This is a genomic window from Sulfurihydrogenibium subterraneum DSM 15120 (assembly GCF_000619805.1).
Classification (GTDB): domain Bacteria; phylum Aquificota; class Aquificia; order Aquificales; family Hydrogenothermaceae; genus Sulfurihydrogenibium; species Sulfurihydrogenibium subterraneum.
Map to the genome: position 1 here is coordinate 237,783 of NZ_JHUV01000010.1, position 10,796 is coordinate 248,578.

Here is a 10,796-nt window from a genome sequence, read left to right on the forward strand (position 1 = left end):
TTTAACTGTGGAGCTTTAATTATTATCTCTCTAAGGAAGTATCTATTTATATTTATCTTTTAGACTCAACCTCTAACCTAAAAAATTAAAATTAAAAGGTGGGAATTAATCCCACCTTTCTTCTATTATTTTACCTCAATTTTAACCTCTTTTTCAGAAGTAGCTTTTGGTAGAGTTAACTTTACAACTCCATCTTGATATTCTGCTTTTGCATCTTCTACTTTCACGTCTGCTGGAAGAGGTATAACTCTTTCAAACTTACCGTAGAATCTTTCGCTTCTGTAGTAGTTTTCTTCTTTCTTCTCTTCTTCTTTCTTAACTTCTCCTCTGATTACAACTGCGTTGTCTTTTACTTTTACTTCAATGTCCTCTTTCTTAGCACCTGGAACCTCTGCTTCTATTATGATGCTGTTATCCTTTTCATAAACATCTACTCTTGGTTTCCAAGCTACCACTTCTGTTGTAACTTCTTGAGGCACAAACTCTTTCAAAAACTTGTTAATCTCGTTTTCAATTCTTGCAAGCTCTCTTAATGGTGAGATTGCAAATGCTGGTATTAATCTTCTGTCCATGTCCCTTACCTCCTGTTAAATTTTTTAATTAATATCAATATAAATATATAACCTTACTCCACTTTTGTCAAGGTTTTTTATAATAAAAAACTAAAGTTTAAAAACATAACCAACCTTAATATAAATATCCGTTAATGTTATAATATTTGCAATACTTTTGTATGTATTGGAGAAAAAAATGGAAGAAAGACTTTTAAAAGCTCACGGTTTAACATTAGAAGAATATAAAAGAATTTTACAGCTGATAGGTAGAGAGCCTAACGAAGTAGAGCTGGGCGTTTTTGGAGCTCTCTGGAGTGAACACTGTTCTTATAAATCTTCAAAACCATTTTTAAAAGTTTTTCCTATACAAGCTCCTTGGGTTATTCAAGGTCCTGGTGAAAATGCTGGAGTAGTTGAGATAGACGATAAATATGCAGTTGCATTTAAGATAGAGTCTCACAACCACCCTTCTTATATAGAGCCGTTCCACGGAGCTGCAACAGGTGTAGGTGGAATTATAAGAGATATTCTTTCAATGGGTGCAAGACCAATAGCTCTTTTTGACAGTTTAAGGTTTGGAGATATAAGAAAAGATGGTAGTAGAAAAGGAATAAAAGATACAAAACCAATAGTTAAAAGAGTAGTTGAGGGAATAGGATTTTACGGAAACTGTATAGGCGTTCCTACTGTAGGGGGAGAAGCTGTCTTTGATGAAGTTTACGCAGGAAATCCACTTGTAAACGCTTTTTGTTTAGGCATTTTAGAAAAAGACAAGATGTTTAGGGCAAGAGCTACTAAATTAGGTCAGAAGATGGTTATGGTAGGATCTTCTACAGGAAGAGATGGAATACACGGAGCAACTATGGCTTCTGCTGAGTTTAGCGAAGAAACAGAATCAAAAAGACCTAACGTTCAGATAGGAGACCCATTCTTTGGTAAAAGATTAATAGAATGTACATTGGAAGTAATGGATAAAGGTTTAATAGAAGGCTGTCAGGACTTTGGAGCTGCAGGGCTAGCAGGTTCTACCTCAGAGTTTGGTGCTAAATCTAATATGGGCGTTAGAGTTTATCTTGAAAACGTTCCTTTAAGGGAAGAAGGTATGACTCCATACGAGATTCTTCTATCAGAGTCCCAAGAAAGAATGCTATACGCAGTAAACGAAGAAAATGTTGAAGAAGTTTTAAAAATAGCTAAAAAACATGGGCTTGAAGCAGCTGTAATCGGAGAGACAACAGATACAGAAAGAATGGAAGTATTTTACAAAGGAGAAAAAGTTGCAGACTTGCCAATATCGGCCATTGTAGATGATGCTCCAGTTTACAACAGACCAAGAAAAGAACCTTCATACCTACTAGAAGTAAAATCCTTTAATCAAGATACACTACCACAACCTGATTTATTAGAAGCTGTTAAAAAAGTTTTATCTTCTCCAACAGTAGCTAAAAAATCTTGGATTTACTCCCAGTATGACCACGAAGTAGGGACTAATACTGTGTTTAAACCTGGACACGATGCAGCAGTTTTAAGGTTAAAATGGGCTGTTAGACCAGAAGTAAAAACTCAGAAAGGTATTGCAATATCTTCTGATGGAAATGGAAAGTACGTATATTTAGAGCCTTACGAAGGTGGTAAAAGGGTTGTAGCGGAAGCTGTTAGAAATATATATATCACAGGGGCTAAACCACTTGCAATAACAGACTGTTTAAACTGGGGAAATCCTGAAAATCCTGAAATTATGTGGCAGTTTGAGCAGGCTACTAAAGGAATGGCTGATGCCTGCAAAACCTTAAACGTGCCTGTTATAAGTGGAAACGTATCTTTATATAACGAAACAGTTTTATCAGATAAAAGAATAAACATATACCCAACTCCTATAGTCGTTGCAGTAGGAGTTTTAGACAAAGCGGAAGAAGCTATCCCATCTTTCTACGAAAAAGAAGGAGATTTAATAGCTTTAGTTGGAAAGGTTGACGAGAAACCAAACATAGCAGGAAGTGAATACTTACAGGAAGTTTTTGGCATAGTTGCTGGAGATATTGGAAAGATTGACTTACAAACAGAGTTAAAACTTATGGAGTTTATACACAAAGGTAAAACTTTAATAAAGTCAGCTCACGATGTATCAGACGGCGGTCTTATAACTGCACTTTTAGAGTCTGCTTTTAAAGAAGAACAGACTTTAGGATTAGATATTGACCTACAAACATCTTACAGACCAGACTTTGAACTTTTTGACCAGCTTAGATCTATAGTTGTAATATCGTTTGAAGAAAAAGATTTAGAAAAATTACAAACATTAGCAAAAGAAATAGGCATAGGTTTTAAAGTTGTAGGAAAAATTAGACAGGAAGATAAACTAACAGTTAAAATAAACGATAAAGAAGTTATAAACACATCTATAACTGATCTTAGGAAACTTTATGAAAACAGTTTAGGAGAGTTATTAAAATAAATGTCAGAACCAAGGATAAAACATTACTTAATAAATGAGAAGTACGAAGACCCGGGAATTGTTATAGAGATACCATCTCTTAACGAATACTTACTTTTTGATATAGGAAACATATACAAGTTAGACAGAGATTTAGTAAGGCGGATAAACAAGATTTTTATAACCCATACCCACATGGACCACTTTATTGGTTTTGACTTTATGTTAAGAAATAAACTAGGAAGACCTCAAACAGTTGAGATTTTTGGAATAGACCCACTATCTCACAACGTGTACTCAAAACTTCAAGGCTATACGTGGAATTTAGTTGAGTTTGAACCTGAGATAATTTTTAAAGTCAAATCCCTTAAAGAAGATTTATACGAGTACTACGAATTTAACATAAAAAGAAAGTTTGCAAAAGATTTTATAAAAGAAGAAAAAGCAGAAAATAACATAATCTACGAAAATGAACATTACAGGGTAAAGTACGCAGTTTTAGACCACAAAATAAAAGTTATGGGATACTCTTTTGAGTACAAAGATAAGCTTTATCTAAAAAAAGAAAAAGTCCAAGAGCTCCCATTAAAGGGAAAAGAGATAGGAGAGTTTAAGAACTGGCTTTCTGATGAGAAGAATAAAGGTAAAACTTATAAAATAGGAGATAAAGAGTACGACTATGATTACTTAAAACAAGAGTATAGCTACATTCAAAAAGGAATAAAAATATCATACATTACAGACGTTTTATACAGTCCTAAAAACAGAAAAAAGATAGTTGAGCTTGTAAAAGACTCGGATTATCTTTACTGTGAAGCTGTATTTTTAGAAAGAGATAAAGACCAAGCGGAGAAGGTTTACCACTTGACTACTACCCAAACAGCTGAGATTGCAAACACTGCAAATGTAAAAAACCTTATAGTGTTTCACTTTTCCAGAAGGTATGGCAAAAATAAAGATTTAGTTTTAGATGAGATAAGAAAGTACTTTCCTAATGTTTCGTAATTTTTTATACCCTTTTAGTTTAATATACGGTAGTTTAGCTTTTTTAAGAAGATTTTTATATGAAAAAAATATTTTAAAGAAAAGACAGCTCCCAAAAAAAGTTATATCCGTAGGCAATCTATCTGTTGGTGGAAGTGGTAAAACACCCCTAACCATAGAAATTGCCCACTATCTAAAATCAAAAGGTCTAAATCCTGTAATACTTTCAAGAGGTTATAAAAGAAAAAGTAAAGAACCAATTTTATTCTGTGATAAAAACAAAGATTGGAAAGCGTGCGGAGATGAACCTTTTTTAATGGTAAAAAAAGGACTTAAAGTAGTCATAGGTAAAGATAGATACAAGTCTGGATTGGAGTATTTAAAAAAATACCCTGTAGATGTTTTCATACTTGACGATGGATTTCAACACTTTCAGCTCCACAGAGACTTAAATATTCTATTGATAGATGCAACAAAACCTTTCTGGGAAGACAGATTACTACCAGCAGGCAATTTAAGAGAGCCAAAAAGTTTTTACAAATTTGCAGACTGCTTTGTTGTAAACAGATTCAGTCAAGTAAAAGAAAAAGAGGAGTTTTTAAGTATTTTAAAAACATACAATAAACCTTTTTTTATAACTCAAGAGAGCTTCCCGCATCTTATTGATACACAAGGAAACTACAAAGAACTCTCTTACTTAAAAGACAAATCTGTGATTGTTTTTTCAGGACTTGGAAATAATAAACAGTTTTTTGTAGCTTTAGAGAATCTGTCAAAAGAGTATGGATTTTTTATAGAAAGGTTTATTTCACTACCAGACCATTACGATTATGAAGAGTTTAAAGTAGATACGGATAAAACATATCTAACAACAGAAAAAGATATAATAAAATTACCTAAATTTAAAAATGTTTTAGCCTTAAGTTATAAGTTAACTTTACCGAAAGAGTTTTATAACTTTATGGAAGAAATGCTATGGAAACAAAAAACCCATTAGATGTAATCTTAAAACTTGTTTTAAAAGGTGAGATAGACCCTTGGAACATAGACATTACAGTTTTGGCAGATAAGTTTTTACAAGAAATTAAAAATATGTACATTCCAGATTTAATAACAGCTTCTAAAGTTTTAGTCGTTGCAGCTTTACTACTGAAGATGAAAGCAGAAACCTTAGACCAGCAAGAAGAAAATCAAAATGTTAGCAGAAAAAGATTATTTGGTATAAAAAGATTTTATACAATAGAAGAGATAGCCCATATCCTTAAAGAGTATGTATCACCGCCAATAGAAACAAAACCTAAAAAAGAAAGAAAGCCATACGAAAGAAAAAACTCAGTAAAAAAACAAAATACATTTGATTATAAACTTGCAAAAGCAGTTTTAGAAGATGCAATAAAGTACTTAGAAGAAGAGTTAAAACAGGTTGAAGAAGTAATAAAATTTTCCCAGCTTAATTATCCAAACAAACCTCAAGCATTTGTAGCCCTTTTATTTTTAAATCACGATAATAAAATCAATCTTTATCAAGAAGAACCTTACGAAGAAATTTACATAGAGCCAGTCCAAGTGTATAATTATACTTATGATTAGAATCTTTTATAAAGAAGGCTTAATTATTCGGTCTTACCAGTGCAAAGATTTAAAGCCTATTGAAGATAAATCTCCGCTTCTTTGGATAGATATTTATAACCCTTCGCAAGAAGAAATAAACTGGGTAGTAGAAAACTTTAAAGTAGAGTTTCCATCTATTCAAGAAAGGGAAGACATAGAGATAAGTTCAAGATACTGGGAAGAAGAAGACAGTATAACGATAAACACTTTTTTTCTTATAAGAGATGGAGAAAACGCATTTAATGAAACAGTCTCATTTATCATAAAAGATAATTTTATAATAACTGTTAGATACAGAGAGTTAAAAACCTTTAGTGAGTTTGCAAGAAGACTTATGACAAATCCCAGTGTATATAAAACAGGCTATCACGTTTTTTCTTCTATTTTGGAGATAAAGATAGCGTCAGACTCTGACGTTTTAGAAAATGTATCTAAAGAGATATCAAAGTTAGGAAAGGTAGTTTCATCTGGAAATCTTGATGTAACAGAAACGGTTTTTGAGTCAATCTCTTACTATGAAGATTTAAATATGACTATAAGAGAGTCTTTAATTGACAAACAGAGGGTTTTATCATCTATACTAAAAAGCTATAAACTTCCTTCAGACGTAAGGGAAGAGATAAGGATACTTATAAAAGACGTAAACTCACTTATAGATTATACAAAGTTTAACTTTGAGAGGTTAAACTATTTACAAAACACATTTTTGGGACTTTTAAATATAGAACAGAACAAAGTTATAAAGATATTTACAGTTATTACAACTATTTTTATTCCACCTACATTAATAGCAAGTATATATGGAATGAACTTTGAGAACATACCTGAGCTTCACTGGAAGTATGGTTATTATTTCTCTCTACTTTTGATGGTTTTAACTGCAACAGTGCCATTATACTTCTTTAAAAAGAGAGGTTGGCTATGATTAAATTAAAACTTATGCTACTTTTCTTAGCAACGTTAATATTTTCATTTTTAATTATTTTAGGTTTATCAGTGATTAACTTTGTTTATAAAAATGAAATCATAACAGAGAAAGCAGACTTTTTTAAGGCGGTTTGGGTTGTAATATCTACCACTTTATACAGTAGTGCTATCATTTTTATACTAAGAATAAAGGAAAAACAGGCAGGAATTGTAGAAAAGTTTATAGAAGAAGAAAAGCAAAAAGCAAAAAATCTTTACACAGAAAAGGATTTTATTATAAACAGAAGAATAACGTTAGCTTATGGAATAACACTTTTATTTTTATTCTTTGCTGTCTTAGTATCTGAGCTTTTAAGCTTTTTCTTTGATGAAGGTTTGCTATCTCCTGTCCAGCTTGCTTTTCATACTTCAGCTTTTATTGGCTATGTTGCTACATTTAGATACGTTTATAAAAATCAAGACTACATAGAATATAAAAGTAGAGACTTTATAAAAAAGCAAGTAAAGGAAGATGAGTCTATTTCTTAAATTTAGCCTTTCCTAAAACTGCTAAAAAACTTGTAAAGTCTTTTGCAATAGCAAATCTTGGAATTTTGTGTAAATCTGTATTTTCTTTAATACTCTTTTTTTCTGTCGTAAAAGCAGTATCAAAAAAGTTTTTTGTTATCTCTACCAAAGTCTCATCGTAATGTCCAAATGGATAAGCAAAATGTCTTATTTTTATACCAAGTAAATTTTTAAGTTCTTCTTTTGATTGTTTTAACTCTTTATAAACTCTGTTTTTTCTTTCTTCTTTAGATTCTGTCTCTACTAAACTGCTAAAATTTTCTTTTAGTCTTTGTTTTAAAAGCTCTTTCCAGTTTTTTTGTTTGAAAAAGGATTTATCCAAAGATTTTATGTACTCTTTAACTTCTTTTTTTAAGAAAGACCTTTCTACCGCAAGGTTGTTTAAAGATGGAAAGATTGGAAAACCAAGTTGAGGCTCTTCTTCGTAAGCATACAGGAAGCTCCAGTGTCCGTTTTTTCCATCGTAAAAATCTATAACCTCATCCGAGTAGAAAACTCTACTGTGGATAGAAGCATGACCTCCAATATCAAACACATCACTCATCTGTTTTAACTCTTGCACTGTTAAAAAATCTTGACTATATCCATATCTTAGATACTCTGAGTTAGCATCTGCCATAGTTTTAGCTTGGTGGAGCTGATTAAAACTTACTTTTCCTTCCCAGTAATCAAAAAGAGTAGGTCTTACAGTGTCTTTTTTTATAAGCCTTGATACTATTGGAAAAATAGTAGCTTTTAAACCGTGTTTCTTTAAAATAGGGTAGGCATATACAAAGTTATCTGCATAACCATCGTCAAAAGTGATAGCTACAGAAGGTTTATCTGGAGTTTTTCCAGATTTGATATAATCGTAAACGTCGTCAAGGGTTATAATATTGTAGAAAGATTTTAGTATTTTAACTTCTCTTTCAAAAGTTTTGTAGTAAACGTCAAATCCCCATCTTGGAAGGATTTTGTGGTAATAAATTACAAACAGCTCAGCCATTGGTAAGCTCTTTAAAAAGTTTTATGTACTTTTGCGCTGTATTCTCAATAGAGTAGTTTGTGGCAGTTTCAACAGCTCTTTTTGATATAGTTTCATATTCTTGTGAAGATAGGTTTAACATTCTTTCCATCTTTTTTCCCAATCCTTCTACATCTCCTACTTCTACGGCAAAACCGTTATAACCGTCTTTTAAATACTCTCCTATTCCTCCAGCTAAGGTTGACAGACAAACTTTTCCTGTCGCCATAGCTTGAAGCAATGCTCCTGCAATACCTTCTAAGTTTGAAGATAAAACAAAATAATCACTTGCATTAAGTAAATCTGGAACATCATTTCTAAATCCAAGTCCTAACACTTTATCTTTTACTCCAAACTTTTCTGCATACTCTAAAGCATACTTTTCAGTATCTAAACCAACAAGTAAAAGTAAACAGTTATCACATTTTAACATAGAAAATGCCTGTATTAACTTATCCTGTGCTTTTACTTGTAGTTGCCAGTTTGCTACGTTTATAAATATTTTGTAATCTTTTGGTAGGTTTAGCTTTTCTCTTAGTTTTAACTTTTCTTCTGGAAGAGGTTTAAACCTTTCTAAATCTATACCGCTTTCAATAACTACAAGTTTTTCAGGGAAAAAGTTATTTTCTTTTAACAAATCTGCCACTTGCTTTGAAACTACTACAATTTTATCAGCTTTTGAATACTTTAGATGTTTTGAGATAAAAGAAGGCACTCTTCCAGACCTTCTTACAGCTATTAGTTTTGGTTTTTGTTTTAAAAAAAGATAAGCTATATTTACATAATCCATAGCTTTTGGTGAATTTGCAACGACTATGTCAAAATTATTATTTTTTATTATCTCTATTAATCTTTTGTAGTTAAACCATCTATATCTTGCATTTGGTTTGTTTTCTTCAAAAAAGTGTATTGGAATATTGTAAGGTTTTAATTTTTCTATCATCTGAGTATATTCAAAGTTAAGGGCTATATGGACATCTATACCTAACTTTTTCAGCTCCCTTGTAGTTAGGTAAACCTGCTCCTTTGTCCCACCCCAGCCTGTTCCGTCAACAACTTGTAAAACTTTCAACTTATGCTTACTCTACCACTATATCGTTTAAAGTATTTGCAAATATAACTTTTTTCTGTATTTCTTTTAATCTGTTAACGTCAGATATAGTATTTAACTTATCTTTAAAATCATTTGGAACTGAACCAAATTTTAACTCCACTGTATAGAGTATACTTTCTCTTAAACCTTCAATAATACCTCTTTGTAGTCCTTCCATCTTCCATTTTTCTGTTAGTGTCATCATTTTTTCTTCACCTCCTATCTCTTCCCATCACCATCTTAAAAAACAAGTCGTTAGGTTGTTTTTCTATAGACAACTTTTTACCTTTTAGTAATTTTTTACGTAATCTCTGTACTCTTGGATTCTATTTTTTATTTCAATCCAGTTGTCGTTGCCAAACTTTTCAAGTATTTCTCTTGCAAGAACAAAAGCAAGCATACTTTCCGCTACAACTGCAGCTGCTGGGACTGCTGTAATATCAGATCTTTCTTTTGCAGCATCAAAAGGCTCTTTAGTTATTACGTTTACAGACTTTAAAGACTTTTGTCTCATTAATGTAGGAATAGGTTTCATAGCAGCTCTTACTATTATAGGCATTCCATTTGTCATACCACCTTCAAGTCCACCAGCTCTGTTTGTCTCCCTGTAAAATCCTCTTTCTTTATCCCAGAATATCTCATCGTGGGCGTTGTATCCAGTTGTATATGCAAGGTTAAAACCTTCACCTATTTCTACACCTTTAATCGCCTGAATACTCATTATAGCCTGTGCAATGATACCGTCTAATCTTCTGTCCCACTGAGAGTAGCTTCCAAGTCCTACTGGAACGTTTAAAGCGTATACTTCAAAAACACCTCCTAAACTCTCTCCTTCTTCTTTCATTTTGTCTATGTATTCTTTAAATTCTTCATCTTTCCCTAAAACAGGTATTCTAACTTCTGATTTTTCTGCATTTTCAAATCTTTCTTCGTAGGATAGGTTTTTTATATCTTTTTTATCTATCTTTTTTTCTCCTATAGATAAAACGTAGCTACCTATTTTTATTCCTATATCTTCAAGTAGGATTTTACACAGAGCTCCTACTGCTACTCTTGTAGTAGTCTCTCTTGCAGAAGCTCTCTCTAAGACGTTTCTAAGGTCATAAAAACCGTATTTTATACCTCCAACAAGGTCTGCGTGTCCAGGTCTTGGTTCCAAAATCTGTTTTTTATCTGTAGGCTGTCCTTCTATTGACATAATATCTGTCCAGTTTTCCCAGTCTTTGTTTTTTATCATAAGGGTTATAGGAGTTCCCAGTGTTATACCAAACCTTACACCTGATAGAATCTCTACAGTATCCTTTTCTATTTTCATTCTACCGCCACGACCGTACCCTTTTTGCCTTCTTGCAAGTTCGTGGTTTATTCTATCTGAAGACACTTTAACGTTTGATGGATAACCTTCCACTATTGCAGTTAAGGCTGGTCCGTGAGATTCTCCAGCATTTAAAAATCTAAGCATAATACCTCCGATTAAGTATAGAGTATAGCTATATTATAGCAAGGTTTTATATTTATTGATAGCAAATGTATAAGTTCTATACATCGTGAACACCTACACCTAAAAAATTTTATCACATTTTTTAAGCATGTCTGCAGGAGTTTTATATCCTAAAGAACAAT

11 protein-coding genes are annotated in these 10,796 nt (G+C 32.3%); 6 read left to right on the forward strand and 5 right to left on the reverse strand.

Annotation, left to right across the window (positions count from 1 at the left end; all coding sequences use genetic code 11):
- Nucleotides 1-125 precede the first annotated feature (125 nt).
- The gene (locus Q385_RS0105655) at nucleotides 126-572 is read right to left on the reverse strand and encodes an Hsp20/alpha crystallin family protein (protein WP_028950735.1); all 447 of its coding nucleotides are present in this window, start codon (nucleotides 570-572) and stop codon (nucleotides 126-128) included.
- A gap of 178 nt (nucleotides 573-750) precedes the next feature.
- On the opposite strand from Q385_RS0105655, the gene purL reads away from it, so the two are divergent.
- The 6 genes from purL to Q385_RS0105685 are packed head-to-tail and all read left to right on the forward strand — an operon-like array spanning nucleotide 751 to nucleotide 7,038.
- On the forward strand, nucleotides 751-3,009 hold the full coding sequence (purL, locus tag Q385_RS0105660) for a phosphoribosylformylglycinamidine synthase subunit PurL (protein ID WP_028950736.1): 2,259 nt from the start codon (nucleotides 751-753) through the stop codon (nucleotides 3,007-3,009).
- The gene (locus tag Q385_RS0105665; protein ID WP_028950737.1) at nucleotides 3,010-3,993 is read left to right on the forward strand and encodes an MBL fold metallo-hydrolase; all 984 of its coding nucleotides are present in this window, start codon (nucleotides 3,010-3,012) and stop codon (nucleotides 3,991-3,993) included.
- Nucleotides 3,983-4,969, forward strand: a complete 987-nt coding sequence (gene lpxK / locus Q385_RS0105670) for a tetraacyldisaccharide 4'-kinase (protein WP_028950738.1) — start codon at nucleotides 3,983-3,985, stop codon at nucleotides 4,967-4,969. Before Q385_RS0105665 ends, lpxK begins: the two co-directional genes overlap by 11 nt.
- Nucleotides 4,948-5,562, forward strand: a complete 615-nt coding sequence (locus Q385_RS0105675; protein WP_028950739.1) for a segregation/condensation protein A — start codon at nucleotides 4,948-4,950, stop codon at nucleotides 5,560-5,562. The genes lpxK and Q385_RS0105675 overlap by 22 nt, the downstream gene beginning before the upstream one ends.
- The gene (gene corA, locus Q385_RS0105680; RefSeq protein WP_028950740.1) at nucleotides 5,555-6,508 is read left to right on the forward strand and encodes a magnesium/cobalt transporter CorA; all 954 of its coding nucleotides are present in this window, start codon (nucleotides 5,555-5,557) and stop codon (nucleotides 6,506-6,508) included. The genes Q385_RS0105675 and corA overlap by 8 nt, the downstream gene beginning before the upstream one ends.
- Nucleotides 6,505-7,038 carry a hypothetical protein gene (locus Q385_RS0105685; RefSeq protein ID WP_028950741.1) on the forward strand — a complete coding sequence of 178 codons (534 nt, stop codon included), beginning with the start codon at nucleotides 6,505-6,507 and terminating at the stop codon, nucleotides 7,036-7,038. Before corA ends, Q385_RS0105685 begins: the two co-directional genes overlap by 4 nt.
- On the opposite strand, the gene Q385_RS0105690 is transcribed toward Q385_RS0105685, so the two are convergent.
- The 4 genes from Q385_RS0105690 to aroC all read right to left on the reverse strand — a co-directional run bounded on the left by Q385_RS0105690 (nucleotide 7,028) and on the right by aroC (nucleotide 10,635).
- On the reverse strand, nucleotides 7,028-8,062 hold the full coding sequence (locus tag Q385_RS0105690; RefSeq protein WP_028950742.1) for a polysaccharide deacetylase family protein: 1,035 nt from the start codon (nucleotides 8,060-8,062) through the stop codon (nucleotides 7,028-7,030). The genes Q385_RS0105685 and Q385_RS0105690 overlap by 11 nt on opposite strands.
- Nucleotides 8,055-9,152, reverse strand: a complete 1,098-nt coding sequence (locus Q385_RS0105695) for a glycosyltransferase (protein WP_028950743.1) — start codon at nucleotides 9,150-9,152, stop codon at nucleotides 8,055-8,057. Before Q385_RS0105695 ends, Q385_RS0105690 begins: the two co-directional genes overlap by 8 nt.
- Nucleotides 9,153-9,159: 7 nt before the next feature.
- Complete coding sequence (locus tag Q385_RS0105700; protein WP_028950744.1) at nucleotides 9,160-9,378, reverse strand: hypothetical protein; 219 nt, start codon at nucleotides 9,376-9,378, stop codon at nucleotides 9,160-9,162.
- A gap of 84 nt (nucleotides 9,379-9,462) precedes the next feature.
- Nucleotides 9,463-10,635 carry a chorismate synthase gene (gene aroC, locus Q385_RS0105705; RefSeq protein WP_028950745.1) on the reverse strand — a complete coding sequence of 391 codons (1,173 nt, stop codon included), beginning with the start codon at nucleotides 10,633-10,635 and terminating at the stop codon, nucleotides 9,463-9,465.
- Nucleotides 10,636-10,796 lie beyond the last annotated feature (161 nt).

Coding starts and splice junctions, on each gene's coding strand:
- aroC (WP_028950745.1), bottom strand. CDS start 10,635: ATGCTTAGATTTTTAAATGCTGGAGAATCTCACGGACCAGCCTTAACT.
- Q385_RS0105675 (WP_028950739.1), top strand. CDS start 4,948: ATGGAAACAAAAAACCCATTAGATGTAATCTTAAAACTTGTTTTAAAA.
- Q385_RS0105685 (WP_028950741.1), top strand. CDS start 6,505: ATGATTAAATTAAAACTTATGCTACTTTTCTTAGCAACGTTAATATTT.
- Q385_RS0105665 (WP_028950737.1), top strand. CDS start 3,010: ATGTCAGAACCAAGGATAAAACATTACTTAATAAATGAGAAGTACGAA.
- Q385_RS0105690 (WP_028950742.1), bottom strand. CDS start 8,062: ATGGCTGAGCTGTTTGTAATTTATTACCACAAAATCCTTCCAAGATGG.
- purL (WP_028950736.1), top strand. CDS start 751: ATGGAAGAAAGACTTTTAAAAGCTCACGGTTTAACATTAGAAGAATAT.
- lpxK (WP_028950738.1), top strand. CDS start 3,983: ATGTTTCGTAATTTTTTATACCCTTTTAGTTTAATATACGGTAGTTTA.
- Q385_RS0105700 (WP_028950744.1), bottom strand. CDS start 9,378: ATGATGACACTAACAGAAAAATGGAAGATGGAAGGACTACAAAGAGGT.
- corA (WP_028950740.1), top strand. CDS start 5,555: ATGATTAGAATCTTTTATAAAGAAGGCTTAATTATTCGGTCTTACCAG.
- Q385_RS0105655 (WP_028950735.1), bottom strand. CDS start 572: ATGGACAGAAGATTAATACCAGCATTTGCAATCTCACCATTAAGAGAG.